This window comes from Amphritea atlantica (assembly GCF_024347255.1).
Taxonomy (GTDB): Bacteria; Pseudomonadota; Gammaproteobacteria; order Pseudomonadales; family Balneatricaceae; genus Amphritea; species Amphritea atlantica.
Genome location: NZ_AP025284.1, coordinates 2,956,994 through 2,981,664 on the forward strand (window position 1 = coordinate 2,956,994; position 24,671 = coordinate 2,981,664).

Here is a 24,671-nt window from a genome sequence, read left to right on the forward strand (position 1 = left end):
TCCGCTGCGATCAAAACTGATCACAGCGAACAAACAGACGCTTTAGCTTAGTCACGCAGAGCGGAGATCTCTGCCTGGTCTTCGCTGGTCAGGATTGACTCACGATCAAGATTCAGAACGGTCAACAACTCACCCATTGCATTCAGAACCCTGAACTGTGTCATGATACGATCTTTATCGGCTTTAAGAAGCTCTTTACGCGCTTCAAACAGTTCATTCTCTGCATCCAGCAGGTCAACCAGAGTACGGCGCCCCAGCTTAAACTGCTGCTTGTATGCATCCAGCGTTTTCTCAGCTTCAATCACATGCGCTTCCAGAAACTCCATCTGACGTTCCAGCAGCTGGTAGGCGTTCCAGGACAGGCTCATACCTTCAGCCACTTCCCGCTGTGCCCGGTCGCGAATCGCACTGGCCTCCATCAACTGGTAGTACGCTTCTTTCTGACGATAGCTGTCTGCATTACCGTTAAACAGGTTATAACGCATCCGGATCATCGCTGTCAGATCATTGTTATATCCAGCGGCTCCATCAAGATTATTATTCCAGGTGCCTCCCAGTTCCAGACGAACATCTGGATGAAAATCTGAGTCCCGGGTCTTCAGCTGAGCAACAGCGGCATCAACATCAAACTGTGCAGACAACAGTGTCGGATGCACCTTACCCGCTCTTTCAAGTGCCTGCTCATAGGAGACCGGCATATACTGATCCACCGCTGCGGGTTTTACCAGCCCGATCGCTTCCTGTCCGACAACCTTGTAGTAGCGGGCTTTAGCATCAAGAACATTATTATCGGTCGCCAGGTAGTTGGAATGCGCCCGACTCAACCGCCCCTTAACCTGTGACAGATCGGAAGCAGATCCAAGCCCATGCTCTGAACGCTTACGAATACCATCCAGAATCTCTATATGGGATTCCAGGTTAGCTGCCGCCAGAACAGACGCTTCCTGAGCATTAATCACGGTCATGTAAGCGTCAGCAACTTCCAGTGTGGTGTTTTCTGCGACACTCCAGAGCTGATAGCGCTGAGCTTCCGCTTCTGCGGTGGTCCGGTCATTGTCATTTTTAGTCCGCAGACCATCGTACAATAACTGACTCATGGTCAGTGACGCTTCGCCACGCTCCAGATCAACATAGTCGGAGCTGCCGGTTGCCGCACGGGTAGATGGACTATTGGTCCACTCACCGCCCCAGCCCAGCGCGGCATCGACTTTCGGTTTGTAGCCCGCTCTGGACACACCGATCTGCTCGATACGACTCAGATACTGACTTTTTACAATTGCGACTTCAGGTGAATTACCAATCGCAAATGATGTTGCTTCCACCAGAGTCTGCGATGAGACTGTGCCTGACCATGCGAGTAACGTCAGCGCGCACACGCCAACCCTGTTTATCTTACCCATAGAACCGTTCCCCCCGGATAAAGTCCATCTTAACGTTATCGTTCTCGTAAAGCTTGTTGCTGCGCCTTGAAAATAGGCTTCAGCAAATAATCAAGTACACTCTTCTTACCCGTCATAATGTCAACAGTCGCCATCATGCCAGGAATAATTGGCAGGGAGTTGCCTCCTCGCCCAAGATCTGTATTTTCAGTGCGCACCCTGATGAGGTAATAAAGGTTACCCTTCTCATCTTCAATGGTATCTGCACTGATATGCTCCAGTGTACCTTTTAAACCGCCATAGATTGAAAAATCATACGCAGTCAGCCGCACCACAGCACTCAGCCCAGGTCGCAGAAATGCGATATCCTTGGGAGAGATCTTTGCTTCAATCAGCAGATGATCTTCTGTCGGTACGATCTCAACCAGATCCATACCCGGTTGAATAACACCACCGATGGTATTTACCGAAATGGTTTTAATTGTGCCGTGCACTGGTGACACGACTGTTGTCCTGTCTACCCGGTCACGTAAACTCACCTGAGCCTCAGTTTTCTGATTCAGCTGAGCCAGGTTTTCATTCAGTTTCTGTTGGCTTTCACTGCGTGCATTTAACGCGATTTCGCGACGTTTCGCAACCGATTCCTGAATACTTAGCCGCACTTTAGGCAATAACAGTTTTGCTCCTTCAAGTTCCTGTTTGTAGCTATTCAGGTCCCTTTCAAGCTTGATCAGCTCAATCTCAGGAACAACTCCCTGTTCCGCCAGCGGTCGCGTCATTTTCAGTTCACGCAGACTCAGCCGGTAGGAGCGGTCAAGGTGACTGATTTTAGACTCCAGCTCCTTCGCTTCCTGATCACCCTGCTGAATCTGTCGGCCAATAATCTCCAACTGGTTAGTCAGATTGCGCAGATATTCCTCCAGTTGAGACTGCTCCCGCTCTAACAGATCGGGATGGCGTTTCTGCCAGTCTTCATCCATTGAGATAGGCTTAGGCACAATCTTAACCTGCCCCTGCCAGTCACTGTTGACGGCCTCATCGCTGATCTGAATACTAGCCAGTTCTGCCCGGTGACGGGCTATCGATATTTCCAGATAGGCCTGCTCCTGAGCCTGCCCCCTGAAGTCCGATAAAAACCGCGTTTCATCCACACGCAACAGAGGCTGGCCCGCTTCGACCTTATCCCCCTCTTTGACATACAGCTCTTTAAGAATCCCACCTTCGAGATACTGCACAACCTGAATCTGTTGTGAAGGGATCACACTCCCCTGTCCCCGGGTGATCTCATCCAGCTCAGCAAAATAGGCCCAGACGATGGCGACAACCACAAAACACACAACCCCCCAGAGGAGCACGCGTGAACTTCTCGGCGTATCCAGCAATACACTGGCAGCCGCATTATCAATAAAATCATGTAGTTCATCTGCAACCACGGTTTTGTCGCGCCGGGCTTCAGTCACTGCGCTCAGTGCAGTGTTTTCTTTCGAAGAGTTGTCTTCAGCAGAAACCGGCACCCGATCTGTGTGCATATCACCCATCAGGCCTGAGCCTCCCTTTTGGCTTTCTGTTGATTGACGCCTTCGCGTAACCAGTTAACGACTTCAGCCTTAGGACCATCTGCAACAAGACGCCCATTCTCCAAAACAATGATCCGGTCAACCACATCAAGCAGACCTGATTTATGGGTACTCAGAATAACGGTTTTACTCTGATCAAGTAATTTAAGCTGATTCATCAGCCTCACTTCCGACTTTCTATCCAACTGACTGGTAGGTTCGTCCAGCAGCAGTATGGGCGGATCCATCACAATCGCCCGGGCTGCAGCAACAGACTGACGCTGCCCTCCGGATAACTGTCTGCCTCCCTCGCCAACCTGTCGCTCCAGCCCGTCAGGATCATGATTGGTAAATTCGGTTACCCCTCCCCACTCGGCAGCACGCAGCAGATTTTCGTCGCTGGTAAAGGGTGCCCCCATAATAATATTGTCACGGATACTGCCAAAGAAAAGGTGGCTTTCCTGAGTAATACTACCGATATTGCGACGCAGATCTGCCGGGTGAAGTTGTGCGATATTAACACCATCGATCCGAACATCACCTGACGTTGGCTGGTACAGCCCCAGTATCAGTTTTTCCAGCGAGCTTTTACCCGCACCAATTCCGCCAATCAGGGCAACCCGTTCCCCAGGACGGATGACAAAGCTTACCTCATGCAGGGCGTAACTTTGCTGTCCCGGATAGGCAAAGCTGACTTTATCAAACTCGATCTGCCCTTTCAGCTTAGGCCGACTGACATAACTTTTACCCTCTTCTTCTTCAACAGGCATATCCATTACATTATTAATCAGGCTCATTGATGCCTTAGCCTGATTATACCGGGTTGCCAGTAGAGAGAGCTGGGCCAGAGGCTGAACTGCGCGTCCACTCAGCATCACCGATGCAATAATTCCCCCCATACTCAGCTCACCTGCAGCGACCAGATAGACACCCAGCACAACGATACCAACAGTCATCATCTGTTGCATAAAGCCGGAAAGTGTTGAAGCACCATTGGCCAGCTTACGGGTTTGGATATCATGCTGCCCCATCTTGCTGACAGCCTGCTCCCAGATCACCTGATACTGGCTCTGAGCACCATTAATTTTAACCGCCTCAATCCCCGTCAGACCTTCAACCAGAGTGGCCTGTTTTTGCGAAGCAATCTTAGAGGTCAGTTCAATCTGTTTTGCCAGTGGTTTCTGAATATAGAGGCTATAGCCTACCAGAACCACCATAACAAACAGTGGCACCAGGGCCAGTGGGCCACCCACTATCCATATCACCAACAGAAACAGCAGCGCAAAAGGCAGATCTATCAGTGCTCCCAGTGTTGCAGAGGTAATAAATTCACGAATCGTTTCGAACGATTGCAGATTATTAGCGAAAGCCCCCACAGACAGAGGCCGGGCTTCCAGACGGATTCCCATCACTTTGGCAAATATTTTTGCTGATAGTTGCAGATCAAGTTTTTTCCCCGCAACATCAATAAAATATGACCGTAGGTGTTTAAGAATCAGGTCAAAGACGAACACCAATCCAACACCGATCGCCAATACCCAGAGAGAATCGAATGCCAGATTGGGTACGATACGATCATACACATTCATCACAAACAGCGGTGATGCCACAGCAAACAGGTTGATCAGCAAAGAGGCGAGCAGCACATCACGGTAAATCGGCAAAGCGCTGCGGAACGTACTCCAGAACCAATGCCCCTCCCGGGTGTTCAGAACATCAGGACTACGCTGATCAAACTGGTACTTCTTGCGAATATAGAACAGGTGGCCTGAATAGATCTCCTCCAACGATTCTATGCCAATTTCAACCTCACCATCACCGCTCTCCGGCTGCAATATCCGGGCACTACCCGCCTGATGATCAATAGACATCAGAATACAACAGCTATGATTCTTTAACAGTAGTACACAGGGCAGTAGCAACTCATGTATCTTCAGCAACCGCTGGTCAGCCAGCCGCGCAGATAAACCCGCACGCTCAGCTGCACGGGGAAACAATTCCACCGTTAAACGGTTATTGACCAGAGGCAACCCGCTACTGAGAGAGTCTTCAGACGCAGGTGTGCCATAGTACTTACTCAAAAGCACCAGGGCATCCAGCAAAGGGTCAACAAATTGTTCCCGACTGCTGCCAAAAATCCAGTCTGATTGTGGTTGTGTCACTGTTATTTTTTGCCTCAATAAACAAATATTTAGCCGTAGCTATCTGTTTCAAACCCTGACATCAAACAGCTGTTCGATGCTATATGCTAAACAAAAAAACGGGCAGCTCCCTGGAGAGCCACCCGAGTCAGTTTCAGACAATCAGTTTAGACTGATCAATCAACTGATTCAGCAGGTCATTATTAGTTGCGCCCTGATCAATACTCAGATCGGTTTTGAGATCCTGGATACTGACATTGTCCAGCACAATCTCCTGCACAACGTTGCCACCGGCACTATCCTTAACACTCAATACGGCCTCGTTCGATGCATTCTCAGTCAGGCTCAGATAGGACTCAACCACACCAGGATCTGTCATACCCAATGAATCAAGCAGGCCTGAAAGATCAAGCTTATCATCAGCCACAACAAAGTCCTGAATATGATCGCTGGCAGGCATTGCGATAGTCCCCTGATCTCCGCCATTCCAGTCGAAGGTATCAGCCCCGGCACCACCGATCAGCAAATCGTCACCGGCTCCACCAATCAGTATATCGTCACCTAAACCACCAATCAGTATATCGTTGCCTAAACCACCATCCAGGATATCGTTACCAGCGCCGCCATCCAGCGTTTCACCAGAATCAGTCCCTGTGAGAGTCTGATTTTTTCCGATAAGCATTGATAGCGGCTGATTGAGAGAGCTGTCGCCATCACTGTCTTTGACACTGATGATGAAGTTCTCAATGACGTCGGTACCATTACTAACATTCGATGTGTAAGTGAAAGATCCGGTTTCAAAATTCAGATCCATATCACCTTCAGACAATGCGATAGTTTGTATTGGATTTGCTGCGTCATAACTATAGGTTACGCCGTTATAGCTCAGCTCCAGAATATGACCACCATCTGCACCAAACAGTATGCCACTATCACCGTCAGCGCCAAACAAGCTGCCCTCTACAGTCGCCACAGTAGACAGCAATACATCACTCAGGGTCGTAATATCAGCGACAACCTGAGCGTTCTTGCCTGGAATAACCTGAACCATGTCAAGATAACTTGTACTAAGGTTTGTACCGATACCAACAACTTCAAGAGCAATGTTATTGCCATTGATGAAGCTATCCCAGGAATTCAGATAAGTATTATCCAGATAACCTGTATCGACACCATCCTGTGTATTCTGACCTGTTACATCAGTTGGAGTCGTGGTTGTGTCATCATATTCCTTTGTCGGTGCGCCATCGGAGAGGAAGTAAGCAACCGTTTTATCCGCAGCAGGAGCTCCGGCATAACCAGACTCAGTCACGGCCACGGCTGCTTCGTAGTTAGTCCAGCCATCCGTCAGACCTGTAATAGCGGCCCCGTTATACTGAATAGAGCCGGTATCCATGCTCAACAGATTAATATAACTGATTGCATCCGCAGCACTCATCCACCCCAGATTGGCGCCTTGTGTACCGAATAATGTCAGATTGACATTAGCGTTACCCTGAGCCTGATAGGCAGTGATGGTATCAATCATCGCCTGTTTAGCCAGTTCAAATCGAGTGCTACCACCTACAGCTGATGTCATGGAACCGGATATATCCAGAGTCATAATGACATTACTGTCGACTGACTCGGGAACATCGACAGAGACAGCGATGCTATTGTTCACCTGTGGTACATCGTCATGGATCGTTACATCCAGAGTCGAGGTATAAGGCGTACCGCCGGGATCAGTCACCACATAGGTGAAGCTGTCCACAATAGTATCGGTTCCTACAGCAACGATCTCAGGCCCGCTGATTGTAAAGTTATCGATATAGGCATCTTCAAAGTTTGAGCTACTACTATTCAATAACACAACATCAGCCTGTCCCAGATTGTTCAGGGTAATATCGAAAGAGTAAGCCTGAGTGCCTCCAGTGTGAGAGTCATTGATAACATCTGTTCCGTTTACCGTCACAACAAAGTTGTCAGTGCCACCATCCCAGTTAGTCGTTGCTTCAAAATCGAAGGACACTGTTACGGTTTGATTGGCATAATTCTGACCAAAGTCGAACGTTTTGGTTGCGGTATCGTTATTACCATCGATTAGCATCCGGTTGCCGTTAAGAGTAACGTTACTACCGCCCCAGCCATCCAGAGAACCACTAAAGGTATCACTGGCCAGAGTGATGGTATTACCCGTATTTATCAACTGAGTATGATCGACAGCATTAATCAGAGTATAGGTGTAATCACCGGTAGTACTATCGACTACCAGCGTATTGCCCTCTGCCGTAGTAACCGTAATGAGATTACCATTTACGACCGTAGTACCTCCGGCAATACTCAATGTGCTGAGGGATAAACCATTTGGAATCGTATCGTCGGCCAGAATATTACCGGTAACCACTTCACCGGTACCAGCACTGTTTGTGCCATCAGCCATGTCAGCCTCAAAAACGTCTGCCGCATTCGCATTCAATGTCGGCGTCGGTTTCACCTCTCTGCTGACATCAAGAGTGACAATACCAGAGGTAACATCACCGTCGACATCCTGCATGGTAAAGCCGATAGTCTCAGCAAAATCCACCGTAAAGGTTGGATCCGCCTCATAGGAGTAAACACCCGTATCCATATTGATGGTTATCAGGCCACCCAGAGACGTAGTGATGACTACAGAACTATCGTTGATGACATTACTGTCCGCACTATTGGTAATAGTACCGGCGATATTGTCATACGTATAAGTGACTGAATCGATAGTCACCGTGCGTACATGACCATTGCCATCGGCACCAAATCCGCCCGAGGCAAGAGACCCAAACAGATTACCCGGGATAGCAGTAGAAACAGTTGCCAACAGAGAATCGGTCAGAGTTGTCCCTGCAGCCGTTGCATCAATTGCCGGGCGCTCCGTTGCATCAACACCGTTGTAAGCAATCGGCTCGAGAGATGTAACCGCCGCGCCACCAAAACCAACGGCGAAGGAATCAATGTTGTTGTTAGTAACAAAGGTTTCCCATGCGGCCTGGTCACCCGCAGTATCGACCTCATTACCGGAAGTAGGTACACCATCAGAGAGGAAGTAAGATATATTCTTGCCACCTGCGATATAACCGTTTGTTTCGGCAAAAGCGGTCTGTGCTGCTGCCAGGGCTGCATCGTAATTTGTTGCCCCGCCCATATCGGCATCAGTTAAAGCGTTGATATAGGACTTCGCATCGGCGACACTGATCCAGCCACCATCGCCTGGCACAGTTGCTGTACTGCTGAAGTTGACAATCTGAATTGCGGTATAACCCGCATTATCGTAGGAATCCAGCATCGAGATTACTGCTGCCTTCATATTCGCCAGGTTACTACCTGACATACTTCCAGAGAAGTCCAGAACCAGCATAACGTTGGACTGTGCCAGTGGCACCTCAAGCGAGTTGCTCAGATCACCGCTCACTGGGCGGTCATCTTCAATGCGAACATTAAGGCTGGAATTCACAGTATTAGAGCCATCAGAGATAGCAACGCCAAACTGCAGATCCATAATATCCTCTGTACTGTTCACCGGGTGATCAACTGGCGCAAGCAGATTAACGGTGTATGACACACTGTTGTTTGATCCGGAAGAAACAACCGGATCAAGCGTAATCGTCAGAACATCGACCCCGGCAGAGGTACTTCCTGTCAGCGTCTGACTAGCCGCATCCCAGCTCCAGCTATCAACATCATCACCACCAGAGGTAAGGTTGATTGGGTTACCCTCAGACGTAACACTTGTAAGTCCTGTCAGAGACACACTAAACGTACTGCTATCCGAGTCAGTGAAGTTGATAACGCCTGTTGCGAACGCATCATCGGTCGTATCAACCGGATCACCAGTATTATCGATAAGTCCATTTATCAGCCCCTCTTCAGAGACTGAAACGGTATCAACAGAGGTAATCACTGATGGGTCGTCAGTTTCGATCACCGTAATATTGAGATTAGCGGTTGAAGTAGCTGTATCAACCACGGCACCATTCGCCAGCTCCTGAGAGGTAGCCGTTACGACCAGTGTATGAACCTCACTAGCTCCATTCGGCAGATCGGTATAACCGGTATAGCTCAGGTTATCCAGATTCCAGCTGGTCACATCAACGCTGGTATTACCTGCAGTAGCCGTAAAGCTATTAGTGCCATCGGTCAACACTGAACCGTCAGGAATAGAGGAGATAACAATACTGCTAAGCACTTCAGAACCATCGGTATCGACCAAAGCAGAATCGACAGCCGTCAATTTGATCGGAGTACCTTCATACCCTTTATTCAGCTCTACAGGATAATAACCACCATCACTGCCGGACGTCAGAATCAGATCTGAATGCTGTCCCTGAGCGGCATCTACCGCATCAATACCGGTGTACATATTAACCGCAGCAGTATCGAATGGCTGACTTGCACCACCATTAACACTGACGTTAACCGACAGGTCACCTGCACCAATATGGTTGTAGATATACATCTCGAAGGTGTAGTAGCCGGCTGATGCCGCAGTAAAGTCGCCATAGGTAGATACAGTACCGGATCCCACCGCTGCAGTACCTACAGTAGACGTATCGTAGTCTCCATAGGCATCTCCAGTGGTATCAATCAATGTAGTACCACCGAGCTCTATGCGGAAAGCATCATCGGAATAACCATTGAACGACAGGGTTGTACCCGCTTCAAGATAAATAACACCTGTAGTGACTTCGAGATTATCGACAGGAATATTATCTACACCATTACCGCCATCGCGATAAGGCTGAGTTTCGACAGTCGCTGTGCCGCCGATCAGACCATCAGCAATCGTTTCAATCGTACTGCTATCGATTGTGGCCGGACTGATCCCCACATTGGTATAAACTGTTTTAACCAGACCTTCGGAAGCCGGAACGGTAATCAGATCAACAAGATCAACACCACCACTGGTCTGTGTGCCATCGACGGTGAGTGTCGGAGCATCAGCGACCGGAGTGACATCGATCGTCAGCGTCGCAGGAGTCACGCTCCAGTTAACACCGTCGGACACACTGAAGGTAATGCTGTCGTAGTCATTTAACTGATCGCCCTCACCCGCAGCACTATAGCTGTCATAACCGGAATCATGCAGAGCAGGCTCAAAGGTCAGCAAACCGATATCAGTACTGCTTATCTCATTGCTACCCGCATTAAAGCTGGCCAGGTTCGCAGCCGTAATCTCGACGCCATTGAAGAACAGCGTGCCATCAGTTGGCAGAGACTCAATCCGAACAGCCTGTAAAGTATTACCGGTATCAACATCACTGAAACCGAAGTCAGCAGCACTAAACGTCAGTGTTGTGTCTTCCAGAGTTGAAGCGCTGCTGTTAACAGCATCAGGTGTATGGTCATCATCAGTGATAGTACCTGTTCCGGTTGCACTGCTGTTTGTAGTGCTGCCGCCGGTAACCGTTGCTGTCAGATCGAAACTTTCAGGGCCTTCAACCAGGGCATCCTGCACGGTAGCAGAACGAACCTGAAGGGTTGTTGTGCCAGGCGCAAAGCTGAGATCACCTGAAACAGGTTCCCACAAACCAGACCCCGTATTGAAGTATTCAAGAGCCGGACTGTAATCAGTGGTATCCGTTGCGCTGCCAGTATCAACTGTCGCAACACTGAAGCTGACCGTCTCAAGACTCGGGTTACTCAGACTGATAATGAACTCCATCTGTCCACCTTCACCCTCAGTTGGGCTACTGACAGACAGCGTTGGAACGTCATTATCAGGTGTTCCCGGACCGGTTGGGTCGAATGGACCCGGGCCAGTGCCGTCATCCAGGATAGTACCGGTGGCGGTGGCATCCGCTATGGTGCTGCCCGCTGAGTTGTTGCTCAGGGTCGCAGTGAAGGTCTCACCACCTTCATAGATACCGTCCTGTGTGGTCTGCACAGTGAAGGTCTGGCTGGTCACGCCGGGCGCAAAGGTCAGCGTACCGCTGTTGCCAGTGAAGTCATTGGCTTCGGCGCTATCACCTGCCCCAATGCTGGTGGCAAAGTCGATGGTCTGGGCATCCGCCGCATCCCCGCTCCGGGTCACGGTGAAGGTCATCAGGCCACCCTCACTGACGCTCATGTCGCCAATGCTGAAGCTGGTGGTGTCGTTATCCGGACCCGGACCTGGGTTGAATGGACCCGGGCCAGTACCGTCATCAACGATGGTTCCCACGCCAGTACCGTCAGCGATCTGGCCGCCGTTGGTGGCGTTGCTCAGGTTAACGCTGAAGGTCTCGTCGCCTTCGAACACGCTGTCCTGAGTGGTCTGCACGGTGAAGGTCTGGGACGTCACACCCGCAGCAAAGGTCAGCGTGCCGCTGTTAGCAATAAAGTCGGCTGCTTCGGCGCTGTCGCCCGCAGCAATGCTGGTGGCAAAGTCAACGCTCTGATCCGCCGCGGCATCGCCGGTACGGGTCACGGTGAAGGTCATTAAGCCGCCTTCACTGATCTGCACGTCATCTACGCTGAAGCCGGTACGGTCATCATCCGGGGTGCCAGGACCGGTAGGGTCGAATGGACCCGGGCCAGTGCCGTCATCGAGGATAGTACCGGTGCCGGTCGCGGTGGAGATAGTCGCACCGTTGGTCGGCGTATCCAGTTGTACGGTAAAGGTCTCGCCGCCTTCGTACTGGGCATCCTGGGTGGTCTGCACGGTGAAGGTCTTGCTCACTTCGCCCTGCGCAAAGGTCAGGGTACCGCTGTTGGCGGTGAAGTCAGCCGCTTCGGCGCTGTCGCCGGCACCGATCAGGGTGCTGAAGTTAACGCTCTGATCCGCTTCGGCATCGCCGGTGCGGGTCACGGTGAAGGTCATTAAGCCACCTTCACTGATGCTGACGCTGTCCACCGCAAAGCTGGCGGTATCGTTGTCTGGGGTGCCAGGACCGGTTGGGTCGAATGGACCCGGGCCAGTGCCGTCATCCAGGATAGTACCGGTGGCGGTGGCATCCGCTATGGTGCTGCCCGCTGAGTTGTTGCTCAGGGTCGCAGTGAAGGTCTCACCACCTTCATAGATACCGTCCTGTGTGGTCTGGACAGTAAAGGTCTGGCTGGTCACACCGGGCGCAAAGGTCAGCGTGCCGCTGTTGCCAGTGAAGTCATTGGCTTCGGCGCTATCACCTGCCCCAATGCTGGTGGCAAAGTCGATGGTCTGGGCATCCGCCGCATCCCCGCTCCGGGTCACGGTGAAGGTCATCAGGCCACCCTCACTGACGCTCATGTCGCCAATGCTGAAGCTGGTGGTGTCGTTATCCGGACCCGGACCTGGGTTGAATGGACCCGGGCCAGTACCGTCATCGACGATGGTTCCCACGCCAGTACCGTCAGCGATCTGGCCGCCGTTGGTGGCGTTGCTCAGGTTAACGCTGAAGGTCTCATCGCCTTCGAACACGGTGTCCTGAGTGGTCTGCACGGTGAAGGTCTGGCTGGTCACACCCGCAGCAAAGGTCAGCGTGCCGCTGTTAGCAATAAAGTCGGCTGCTTCGGCGCTGTCGCCCGCAGCAATGCTGGTGGCAAAGTCAACGCTCTGATCCGCCGCGGCATCGCCGGTACGGGTCACGGTGAAGGTCATTAAGCCGCCTTCACTGATCTGCACGTCATCTACGCTGAAGCCGGTACGGTCATCATCCGGGGTGCCAGGACCGGTAGGGTCGAATGGACCCGGGCCAGTGCCGTCATCGAGGATAGTACCGGTGCCGGTCGCGGTGGAGATAGTCGCACCGTTGGTCGGCGTATCCAGTTGTACGGTAAAGGTCTCGCCGCCTTCGTACTGGGCATCCTGGGTGGTCTGCACGGTGAAGGTCTTGCTCACTTCGCCCTGCGCAAAGGTCAGGGTACCGCTGTTGGCGGTGAAGTCAGCCGCTTCGGCGCTGTCGCCGGCACCGATCAGGGTGCTGAAGTTAACGCTCTGATCCGCTTCGGCATCGCCGGTGCGGGTCACGGTGAAGGTCATTAAGCCACCTTCACTGATGCTGACGCTGTCCACCGCAAAGCTGGCGGTATCGTTGTCTGGGGTGCCAGGACCGGTTGGGTCGAATGGACCCGGGCCAGTGCCGTCATCCAGGATAGTACCGGTGGCGGTGGCATCCGCTATGGTGCTGCCCGCTGAGTTGTTGCTCAGGGTCGCAGTGAAGGTCTCACCACCTTCATAGATACCGTCCTGTGTGGTCTGGACAGTAAAGGTCTGGCTGGTCACACCGGGCGCAAAGGTCAGCGTGCCGCTGTTGCCAGTGAAGTCATTGGCTTCGGCGCTATCACCTGCCCCAATGCTGGTGGCAAAGTCGATGGTCTGGGCATCCGCCGCATCCCCGCTCCGGGTCACGGTGAAGGTCATCAGGCCACCCTCACTGACGCTCATGTCGCCAATGCTGAAGCTGGTGGTGTCGTTATCCGGACCCGGACCTGGGTTGAATGGACCCGGGCCAGTACCGTCATCGACGATGGTTCCCACGCCAGTACCGTCAGCGATCTGGCCGCCGTTGGTGGCGTTGCTCAGGTTAACGCTGAAGGTCTCATCGCCTTCGAACACGGTGTCCTGAGTGGTCTGCACGGTGAAGGTCTGGCTGGTCACACCCGCAGCAAAGGTCAGCGTGCCGCTGTTAGCAATAAAGTCGGCTGCTTCGGCGCTGTCGCCCGCAGCAATGCTGGTGGCAAAGTCAACGCTCTGATCCGCCGCGGCATCGCCGGTACGGGTCACGGTGAAGGTCATTAAGCCGCCTTCACTGATCTGCACGTCATCTACGCTGAAGCCGGTACGGTCATCATCCGGGGTGCCAGGACCGGTAGGGTCGAATGGACCCGGGCCAGTGCCGTCATCGAGGATAGTACCGGTGCCGGTCGCGGTGGAGATAGTCGCACCGTTGGTCGGCGTATCCAGTTGTACGGTAAAGGTCTCGCCGCCTTCGTACTGGGCATCCTGGGTGGTCTGCACGGTGAAGGTCTTGCTCACTTCGCCCTGCGCAAAGGTCAGGGTACCGCTGTTGGCGGTGAAGTCAGCCGCTTCGGCGCTGTCGCCGGCACCGATCAGGGTGCTGAAGTTAACGCTCTGATCCGCTTCGGCATCGCCGGTGCGGGTCACGGTGAAGGTCATTAAGCCACCTTCACTGATGCTGACGCTGTCCACCGCAAAGCTGGCGGTATCGTTGTCTGGGGTGCCAGGACCGGTTGGGTCGAATGGACCCGGGCCAGTGCCGTCATCCAGGATAGTACCGGTGGCGGTGGCATCCGCTATGGTGCTGCCCGCTGAGTTGTTGCTCAGGGTCGCAGTGAAGGTCTCACCACCTTCATAGATACCGTCCTGTGTGGTCTGGACAGTAAAGGTCTGGCTGGTCACACCGGGCGCAAAGGTCAGCGTGCCGCTGTTGCCAGTGAAGTCATTGGCTTCGGCGCTATCACCTGCCCCAATGCTGGTGGCAAAGTCGATGGTCTGGGCATCCGCCGCATCCCCGCTCCGGGTCACGGTGAAGGTCATCAGGCCACCCTCACTGACGCTCATGTCGCCAATGCTGAAGCTGGTGGTGTCGTTATCCGGACCCGGACCTGGGTTGAATGGACCCGGGCCAGTACCGTCATCGACGATGGTTCCCACGCCAGTACCGTCAGCGATCTGGCCGCCGTTGGTGGCGTTGCTCAGGTTAACGCTGAAGGTCTCATCGCCTTCGAACACGGTGTCCTGAGTGGTCTGCACGGTGAAGGTCTGGCTGGTCACACCCGCAGCAAAGGTCAGCGTGCCGCTGTTAGCAATAAAGTCGGCTGCTTCGGCGCTGTCGCCCGCAGCAATGCTGGTGGCAAAGTCAACGCTCTGATCCGCCGCGGCATCGCCGGTACGGGTCACGGTGAAGGTCATTAAGCCGCCTTCACTGATCTGCACGTCATCTACGCTGAAGCCGGTACGGTCATCATCCGGGGTGCCAGGACCGGTAGGGTCGAATGGACCCGGGCCAGTGCCGTCATCGAGGATAGTACCGGTGCCGGTCGCGGTGGAGATAGTCGCACCGTTGGTCGGCGTATCCAGTTGTACGGTAAAGGTCTCGCCGCCTTCGTACTGGGCATCCTGGGTGGTCTGCACGGTGAAGGTCTTGCTCACTTCGCCCTGCGCAAAGGTCAGGGTACCGCTGTTGGCGGTGAAGTCAGCCGCTTCGGCGCTGTCGCCGGCACCGATCAGGGTGCTGAAGTTAACGCTCTGATCCGCTTCGGCATCGCCGGTGCGGGTCACGGTGAAGGTCATTAAGCCACCTTCACTGATGCTGACGCTGTCCACCGCAAAGCTGGCGGTATCGTTGTCTGGGGTGCCAGGACCGGTTGGGTCGAATGGACCCGGGCCAGTGCCGTCATCCAGGATAGTACCGGTGGCGGTGGCATCCGCTATGGTGCTGCCCGCTGAGTTGTTGCTCAGGGTCGCAGTGAAGGTCTCACCACCTTCATAGATACCGTCCTGTGTGGTCTGGACAGTAAAGGTCTGGCTGGTCACACCGGGCGCAAAGGTCAGCGTGCCGCTGTTGCCAGTGAAGTCATTGGCTTCGGCGCTATCACCTGCCCCAATGCTGGTGGCAAAGTCGATGGTCTGGGCATCCGCCGCATCCCCGCTCCGGGTCACGGTGAAGGTCATCAGGCCACCCTCACTGACGCTCATGTCGCCAATGCTGAAGCTGGTGGTGTCGTTATCCGGACCCGGACCTGGGTTGAATGGACCCGGGCCAGTACCGTCATCAACGATGGTTCCCACGCCAGTACCGTCAGCGATCTGGCCGCCGTTGGTGGCGTTGCTCAGGTTAACGCTGAAGGTCTCGTCGCCTTCGAACACGCTGTCCTGAGTGGTCTGCACGGTGAAGGTCTGGCTGGTCACACCCGCAGCAAAGGTCAGCGTGCCGCTGTTAGCAATAAAGTCGGCTGCTTCGGCGCTGTCGCCCGCAGCAATGCTGGTGGCAAAGTCAACGCTCTGATCCGCCGCGGCATCGCCGGTACGGGTCACGGTGAAGGTCATTAAGCCGCCTTCACTGATCTGCACGTCATCTACGCTGAAGCCGGTACGGTCATCATCCGGGGTGCCAGGACCGGTAGGGTCGAATGGACCCGGGCCAGTGCCGTCATCGAGGATAGTACCGGTGCCGGTCGCGGTGGAGATAGTCGCACCGTTGGTCGGCGTATCCAGTTGTACGGTAAAGGTCTCGCCGCCTTCGTACTGGGCATCCTGGGTGGTCTGCACGGTGAAGGTCTTGCTCACTTCGCCCTGCGCAAAGGTCAGGGTACCGCTGTTGGCGGTGAAGTCAGCCGCTTCGGCGCTGTCGCCGGCACCGATCAGGGTGCTGAAGTTAACGCTCTGATCCGCTTCGGCATCGCCGGTGCGGGTCACGGTGAAGGTCATTAAGCCACCTTCACTGATGCTGACGCTGTCCACCGCAAAGCTGGCGGTATCGTTGTCTGGGGTGCCAGGACCGGTTGGGTCGAATGGACCCGGGCCAGTGCCGTCATCCAGGATAGTACCGGTGGCGGTGGCATCCGCTATGGTGCTGCCCGCTGAGTTGTTGCTCAGGGTCGCAGTGAAGGTCTCACCACCTTCATAGATACCGTCCTGTGTGGTCTGGACAGTAAAGGTCTGGCTGGTCACACCGGGCGCAAAGGTCAGCGTGCCGCTGTTGCCAGTGAAGTCATTGGCTTCGGCGCTATCACCTGCCCCAATGCTGGTGGCAAAGTCGATGGTCTGGGCATCCGCCGCATCCCCGCTCCGGGTCACGGTGAAGGTCATCAGGCCACCCTCACTGACGCTCATGTCGCCAATGCTGAAGCTGGTGGTGTCGTTATCCGGACCCGGACCTGGGTTGAATGGACCCGGGCCAGTACCGTCATCAACGATGGTTCCCACGCCAGTACCGTCAGCGATCTGGCCGCCGTTGGTGGCGTTGCTCAGGTTAACGCTGAAGGTCTCGTCGCCTTCGAACACGCTGTCCTGAGTGGTCTGCACGGTGAAGGTCTGGCTGGTCACACCCGCAGCAAAGGTCAGCGTGCCGCTGTTAGCAATAAAGTCGGCTGCTTCGGCGCTGTCGCCCGCAGCAATGCTGGTGGCAAAGTCAACGCTCTGATCCGCCGCGGCATCGCCGGTACGGGTCACGGTGAAGGTCATTAAGCCGCCTTCACTGATCTGCACGTCATCTACGCTGAAGCCGGTACGGTCATCATCCGGGGTGCCAGGACCGGTAGGGTCGAATGGACCCGGGCCAGTGCCGTCATCGAGGATAGTACCGGTGCCGGTCGCGGTGGAGATAGTCGCACCGTTGGTCGGCGTATCCAGTTGTACGGTAAAGGTCTCGCCGCCTTCGTACTGGGCATCCTGGGTGGTCTGCACGGTGAAGGTCTTGCTCACTTCGCCCTGCGCAAAGGTCAGGGTACCGCTGTTGGCGGTGAAGTCAGCCGCTTCGGCGCTGTCGCCGGCACCGATCAGGGTGCTGAAGTTAACGCTCTGATCCGCTTCGGCATCGCCGGTGCGGGTCACGGTGAAGGTCATTAAGCCACCTTCACTGATGCTGACGCTGTCCACCGCAAAGCTGGCGGTATCGTTGTCTGGGGTGCCAGGACCGGTTGGGTCGAATGGACCCGGGCCAGTGCCGTCATCCAGGATAGTACCGGTGGCGGTGGCATCCGCTATGGTGCTGCCCGCTGAGTTGTTGCTCAGGGTCGCAGTGAAGGTCTCACCACCTTCATAGATACCGTCCTGTGTGGTCTGGACAGTAAAGGTCTGGCTGGTCACACCGGGCGCAAAGGTCAGCGTGCCGCTGTTGCCAGTGAAGTCATTGGCTTCGGCGCTATCACCTGCCCCAATGCTGGTGGCAAAGTCGATGGTCTGGGCATCCGCCGCATCCCCGCTCCGGGTCACGGTGAAGGTCATCAGGCCACCCTCACTGACGCTCATGTCGCCAATGCTGAAGCTGGTGGTGTCGTTATCCGGACCCGGACCTGGGTTGAATGGACCCGGGCCAGTACCGTCATCGACGATGGTTCCCACGCCAGTACCGTCAGCGATCTGGCCGCCGTTGGTGGCGTTGCTCAGGTTAACGCTGAAGGTCTCATCGCCTTCGAACACGGTGTCCTGAGTGGTCTGCACGGTGAAGGTCTGGCTGGTCACACCCGCAGCAAAGGTCAGCGTGCCGCTGTTAGCAATAAAGTCGGCTGCTTCGGCGCTGTCGCCCGCAGCAATGCTGGTGGCAAAGTCAACGCTCTGATCCGCCGCGGCATCGCCGGTACGGGTCACGGTGAAGGTCATTAAGCCGCCTTCACTGATCTGCACGTCATCTACGCTGAAGCCGGTACGGTCATCATCCGGGGTGCCAGGACCGGTAGGGTCGAATGGACCCGGGCCAGTGCCGTCATCGAGGATAGTACCGGTGCCGGTCGCGGTGGAGATAGTCGCACCGTTGGTCGGCGTATCCAGTTGTACGGTAAAGGTCTCGCCGCCTTCGTACTGGGCATCCTGGGTGGTCTGCACGGTGAAGGTCTTGCTCACTTCGCCCTGCGCAAAGGTCAGGGTACCGCTGTTGGCGGTGAAGTCAGCCGCTTCGGCGCTGTCGCCGGCACCGATCAGGGTGCTGAAGTTAACGCTCTGATCCGCTTCGGCATCGCCGGTGCGGGTCACGGTGAAGGTCATTAAGCCACCTTCACTGATGCTGACGCTGTCCACCGCAAAGCTGGCGGTATCGTTGTCTGGGGTGCCAGGACCGGTTGGGTCGAATGGACCCGGGCCAGTGCCGTCATCCAGGATAGTACCGGTGGCGGTGGCATCCGCTATGGTGCTGCCCGCTGAGTTGTTGCTCAGGGTCGCAGTGAAGGTCTCACCACCTTCATAGATACCGTCCTGTGTGGTCTGGACAGTAAAGGTCTGGCTGGTCACACCGGGCGCAAAGGTCAGCGTGCCGCTGTTGCCAGTGAAGTCATTGGCTTCGGCGCTATCACCTGCCCCAATGCTGGTGGCAAAGTCGATGGTCTGGGCATCCGCCGCATCCCCGCTCCGGGTCACGGTGAAGGTCATCAGGCCACCCTCACTGACGCTCATGTCGCCAATGCTGAAGCTGGTGGTGTCGTTATCCGGACCCGGACCTGGGTTGAATGGACCCGGGCCAGTACCGTCATCGACGATGGTTCCCACGCCAGTACCGTCAGCGATCTGGCCGCCGTTGGTGGCGTTGCTCAGGTTAACGCTGAAGGTCTCGTCGCCTTCGAACACGCTGTCCTGAGTGGTCTGCACGGTGAAGGTCTGGGACGTCACACCCGCAGCAAAGGTCAGCGTGCCGCTGTTAGCAATAAAGTCGGCTGCTTCGGCGCTGTCGCCCGCAGCAATGCTGGTGGCAAAGTCAACGCTCTGATCCGCCGCGGCATCGCCGGTACGGGTCACGGTGAAGGTCATTAAGCCGCCTTCACTGATCTGCACGTCATCTACGCTGAAGCCGGTACGGTCATCATCCGGGGTGCCAGGACCGGTAGGGTCGAATGGACCCGGGCCAGTGCCGTCATCGAGGATAGTACCGGTGCCGGTCGCGGTGGAGATAGTCGCACCGTTGGTCGGCGTATCCAGTTGTACGGTAAAGGTCTCGCCGCCTTCGTACTGGGCATCCTGGGTGGTCTGCACGGTGAAGGTCTTGCTCACTTCGCCCTGTGCAAAGGTCAGGGTACCGCTGTTGGCGGTGAAGTCAGCCGCTTCGGCGCTGTCGCCGGCACCGATCAGGGTGCTGAAGTTAACGCTCTGATCCGCTTCGGCATCGCCGGTGCGGGTCACGGTGAAGGTCATTAAGCCACCTTCACTGATGCTGACGCTGTCCACCGCAAAGCTGGCGGTATCGTTGTCTGGGGTGCCAGGACCGGTTGGGTCGAATGGACCCGGGCCAGTGCCGTCATCCAGGATAGTACCGGTGGCGGTGGCATCCGCTATGGTGCTGCCCGCTGAGTTGTTGCTCAGGGTCGCAGTGAAGGTCTCACCACCTTCATAGATACCGTCCTGTGTGGTCTGGACAGTAAAGGTCTGGCTGGTCACACCGGGCGCAAAGGTCAGCGTGCCGCTGTTGCCAGTGAAGTCATTGGCTTCGGCGCTATCACCTGCCCCAATGCTGGTGGCAAAGTCGATGGTCTGGGCATCCGCCGCATCCCCGCTCCGGGTCACGGTGAAGGTCATCAGGCCACCCTCACTGACGCTCATGTCGCCAATGCTGAAGCTGGTGGTGTCGTTATCCGGACCCGGACCTGGGTTGAATGGACCCGGGCCAGTACCGTCATCGACGATGGTTCCCACGCCAGTACCGTCAGCGATCTGGCCGCCGTTGGTGGCGTTGCTCAGGTTAACGCTGAAGGTCTCATCGCCTTCGAACACGGTGTCCTGAGTGGTCTGCACGGTGAAGGTCTGGCTGGTCACACCCGCAGCAAAGGTCAGCGTGCCGCTGTTAGCAATAAAGTCGGCTGCTTCGGCGCTGTCGCCCGCAGCAATGCTGGTGGCAAAGTCAACGCTCTGATCCGCCGCGGCATCGCCGGTACGGGTCACGGTGAAGGTCATTAAGCCGCCTTCACTGATCTGCACGTCATCTACGCTGAAGCCGGTACGGTCATCATCCGGGGTGCCAGGACCGGTAGGGTCGAATGGACCCGGGCCAGTGCCGTCATCGAGGATAGTACCGGTGCCGGTCGCGGTGGAGATAGTCGCACCGTTGGTCGGCGTATCCAGTTGTACGGTAAAGGTCTCGCCGCCTTCGTACTGGGCATCCTGGGTGGTCTGCACGGTGAAGGTCTTGCTCACTTCGCCCTGCGCAAAGGTCAGGGTACCGCTGTTGGCGGTGAAGTCAGCCGCTTCGGCGCTGTCGCCGGCACCGATCAGGGTGCTGAAGTTAACGCTCTGATCCGCTTCGGCATCGCCGGTGCGGGTCACGGTGAAGGTCATTAAGCCACCTTCACTGATGCTGACGCTGTCCACCGCAAAGCTGGCGGTATCGTTGTCTGGGGTGCCAGGACCGGTTGGGTCGAATGGACCCGGGCCAGTGCCGTCATCCAGGATAGTACCGGTGGCGGTGGCATCCGCTATGGTGCTGCCCGCTGAGTTGTTGCTCAGGGTCGCAGTGAAGGTCTCACCACCTTCATAGATACCGTCCTGTGTGGTCTGGACAGTAAAGGTCTGGCTGGTCACACCGGGCGCAAAGGTCAGCGTGCCGCTGTTGCCAGTGAAGTCATTGGCTTCGGCGCTATCACCTGCCCCAATGCTGGTGGCAAAGTCGATGGTCTGGGCATCCGCCGCATCCCCGCTCCGGGTCACGGTGAAGGTCATCAGGCCACCCTCACTGACGCTCATGTCGCCAATGCTGAAGCTGGTGGTGTCGTTATCCGGACCCGGACCTGGGTTGAATGGACCCGGGCCAGTACCGTCATCGACGATGGTTCCCACGCCAGTACCGTCAGCGATCTGGCCGCCGTTGGTGGCGTTGCTCAGGTTAACGCTGAAGGTCTCGTCGCCTTCGAACACGGTGTCCTGAGTGGTCTGCACGGTGAAGGTCTGGCTGGTCACACCCGCAGCAAAGGTCAGCGTGCCGCTGTTAGCAATAAAGTCGGCTGCTTCGGCGCTGTCGCCCGCAGCAATGCTGGTGGCAAAGTCAACGCTCTGATCCGCCGCGGCATCGCCGGTACGGGTCACGGTGAAGGTCATTAAGCCGCCTTCACTGATCTGCACGTCATCTACGCTGAAGCCGGTACGGTCATCATCCGGGGTGCCAGGACCGGTAGGGTCGAATGGACCCGGGCCAGTGCCGTCATCGAGGATAGTACCGGTGCCGGTCGCGGTGGAGATAGTCGCACCGTTGGTCGGCGTATCCAGTTGTACGGTAAAGGTCTCGCCGCCTTCGTACTGGGCATCCTGGGTGGTCTGCACGGTGAAGGTCTTGCTCACTTCGCCCTGCGCAAAGGTCAGGGTACCGCTGTTGGCGGTGAAGTCAGCCGCTTCGGCGCTGTCGCCGGCACCGATCAGGGTGCTGAAGTTAACGCTCTGATCCGCTTCGGCATCGCCGGTGCGGGTCACGGTGAAGGTCATTAAGCCACCTTCACTGATGCTGACGCTGTCCACCGCAAAGCTGGCGGTATCGTTGTCTGGGGTGCCAGGACCGGTTGGGTCGAATGGACCCGGGCCAGTGCCGTCATCCAGGATAGTACCGGTGGCGGTGGCATCCGCTATGGTGCTGCCCGCTGAGTTGTTGCTCAGGGTCGCAGTGAAGGTCTCACCACCTTCATAGATACCGTCCTGTGTGGTCTGGACAGTAAAGGTCTGGCTGGTCACACCGGGCGCAAAGGTCAGCGTGCCGCTGTTGCCAGTGAAGTCATTGGCTTCGGCGCTATCACCTGCCCCAATGCTGGTGGCAAAGTCGATGGTCTGGGCATCCGCCGCATCCCCGCTCCGGGTCACGGTGAAGGTCATCAGGCCACCCTCACTGACGCTCATGTCGCCAATGCTGAAGCTGGTGGTGTCGTTATCCGGACCCGGACCTGGGTTGAATGGACCCGGGCCAGTACCGTCATCGACGATGGTTCCCACGCCAGTACCGTCAGCGATCTGGCCGCCGTTGGTGGCGTTGCTCAGGTTAACGCTGAAGGTCTCATCGCCTTCGAACACGGTGTCCTGAGTGGTCTGCACGGTGAAGGTCTGGCTGGTCACACCCGCAGCAAAGGTCAGCGTGCCGCTGTTAGCAATAAAGTCGGCTGCTTCGGCGCTGTCGCCCGCAGCAATGCTGGTGGCAAAGTCAACGCTCTGATCCGCCGCGGCATCGCCGGTACGGGTCACGGTGAAGGTCATTAAGCCGCCTTCACTGATCTGCACGTCATCTACGCTGAAGCCGGTACGGTCATCATCCGGGGTGCCAGGACCGGTAGGGTCGAATGGACCCGGGCCAGTGCCGTCATCGAGGATAGTACCGGTGCCGGTCGCGGTGGAGATAGTCGCACCGTTGGTAGGCGTATCCAGTTGTACGGTAAAGGTCTCGCCGCCTTCGTACTGGGCATCCTGGGTGGTCTGCACGGTGAAGGTCTTGCTCACTTCGCCCTGCGCAAAGGTCAGGGTACCGCTGTTGGCGGTGAAGTCAGCCGCTTCAGCGCTGTCGCCGGCACCGATCAGGGTGCTGAAGTTAACGCTCTGATCCGCTTCGGCATCGCCGGTGCGGGTCACGGTGAAGGTCATTAAGCCACCTTCACTCACGCTCACACCATCAACGGCAAAACTAGTTGTATCATTATCGGGACCCGGTCCCGGGCCGAATGGGCCGGGGCCTGAGCCATCATCAATTATCGTTGCAACGGCTGTAGCATCACTGATCGTACTGCCTACTGAATTATTATCCAGAGTAACCGTAAAGGTCTCACTACCTTCATAGATCGAATCCTGCGTAGTCTGTACGGTAAAGGTCTGACTGGTCACGCCCGGAGCAAAGGTCAGCGTACCGCTGTTGCCGGTGAAGTCATTGGCTTCGGCTGTATCCGTACCACTGATACTGGTGGCAAAGTCGATGGTCTGATCCGCTTCAGCATCCCCGGTACGGGTTACAGTAAAGGTCATCAGGCCACCCTCACTAACGCTTACGTCGCCAATGCTGAAGCTGGTAGTATCATCATCCGGTGCGCCTGGACCTCCGGGAGGTACAGGCCCTGTGCCATCATCAACAATCGTCGCTACAGCAACACCATCTTCAATTTCACCACCATTAGTAGGATTATCCAGAAGGACAGTAAAGGTTTCCGGTCCTTCAAAGATAGCGTCCTGAATAGTCTGCACGGTGAAAGTCTGGGAAGTAACACCGGATGCAAAGGTCAGCGTACCGCTGTTGGTGGTGAAGTCAGCGACTTCCGCTGTATCGCCACTTTCAATGCTGGTAGCAAAATCAATGGTCGCGGCCTGAGTACCACCCGTGCGTGTGACGGTAAAGGTCATCAAACCGCCTTCACTGACCTGCACATCGGAAATACTATAGCGGGACGGTGGAGCAGGGAAATCGGCTTCGTTATCCACATAGGGATCACGCTGCCTATCTTCAGGCTGCGTATCAAAGCCAGCGTGAGCAATAACCTCATCGGCAGTACGCTCGACAGACTGGAAATCAGAAAAGCCGGAACGGGTTGGGGGTGTATTACCCGCAGCGGTTTCTTCAAGAATTTGGGTAGGATCCTGGCCAGCGAGAATCGCTTCCTGAATATCGGCCACATCAAAACTCTCAGTACCGACGGACTGAATCACCAGCATAATCTCACCGGTTTCAGGATCGACCTGAACGACTGCCGCGGTATCCGCAGGAAGTTTTTCAGATGCAGATTTGCCCAGATCAAGCTCAGCCTCACTATTGGCTCGCACGATAATCATGTCACCAGGATTGATCTGCTCACCCGCCTTCAGTGTGTGCTCTGCACCTTTCGAATCCACAACAACGACTTCGCCAGAAACTCGAACAACAGTTCCTTTTGCGGCATCTACATTTTCCATAACATCCCCCCAGACGATATTATTCCGATTTCAGACGCTTAGCTAACCAAGCTACCAAAGCCCAAAATAAGACCAATATGTTGCATATCAGTTACACTTTAACTCTCAGATTTTCTGA

General features: G+C 55.5%; 4 protein-coding genes. All 4 read right to left on the reverse strand.

Going from position 1 to position 24,671, the window contains the following annotated elements; all coding sequences use genetic code 11:
* Positions 1–47: 47 nt before the first annotated feature.
* The 4 genes from OCU43_RS13705 to OCU43_RS13725 all read right to left on the reverse strand — a co-directional run bounded on the left by OCU43_RS13705 (position 48) and on the right by OCU43_RS13725 (position 24,553).
* Positions 48–1,400, reverse strand: coding sequence for a TolC family outer membrane protein (locus OCU43_RS13705; RefSeq protein WP_091356209.1), 1,353 nt, complete (start codon positions 1,398–1,400; stop codon positions 48–50).
* 35 nt (positions 1,401–1,435) lie between these two features.
* Positions 1,436–2,917 (reverse strand): HlyD family type I secretion periplasmic adaptor subunit, encoded by a 1,482-nt coding sequence (locus tag OCU43_RS13710; RefSeq protein ID WP_091356212.1) that lies wholly within the window; start codon positions 2,915–2,917, stop codon positions 1,436–1,438.
* Positions 2,917–5,097, reverse strand: a complete 2,181-nt coding sequence (locus OCU43_RS13715; protein WP_091356215.1) for a type I secretion system permease/ATPase — start codon at positions 5,095–5,097, stop codon at positions 2,917–2,919. Before OCU43_RS13715 ends, OCU43_RS13710 begins: the two co-directional genes overlap by 1 nt.
* Positions 5,098–5,230: 133 nt before the next feature.
* Positions 5,231–24,553 carry a Calx-beta domain-containing protein gene (locus OCU43_RS13725; RefSeq protein WP_275991306.1) on the reverse strand — a complete coding sequence of 6,441 codons (19,323 nt, stop codon included), beginning with the start codon at positions 24,551–24,553 and terminating at the stop codon, positions 5,231–5,233.
* Positions 24,554–24,671: the final 118 nt, after the last annotated feature.

Excerpts from the sequence above, each read along its gene's own strand:
- OCU43_RS13710 (WP_091356212.1), bottom strand. The coding sequence starts at position 2,917 with ATGGGTGATATGCACACAGATCGGGTGCCGGTTTCTGCTGAAGACAAC.
- OCU43_RS13705 (WP_091356209.1), bottom strand. The coding sequence starts at position 1,400 with ATGGGTAAGATAAACAGGGTTGGCGTGTGCGCGCTGACGTTACTCGCA.
- OCU43_RS13725 (WP_275991306.1), bottom strand. The coding sequence starts at position 24,553 with ATGGAAAATGTAGATGCCGCAAAAGGAACTGTTGTTCGAGTTTCTGGC.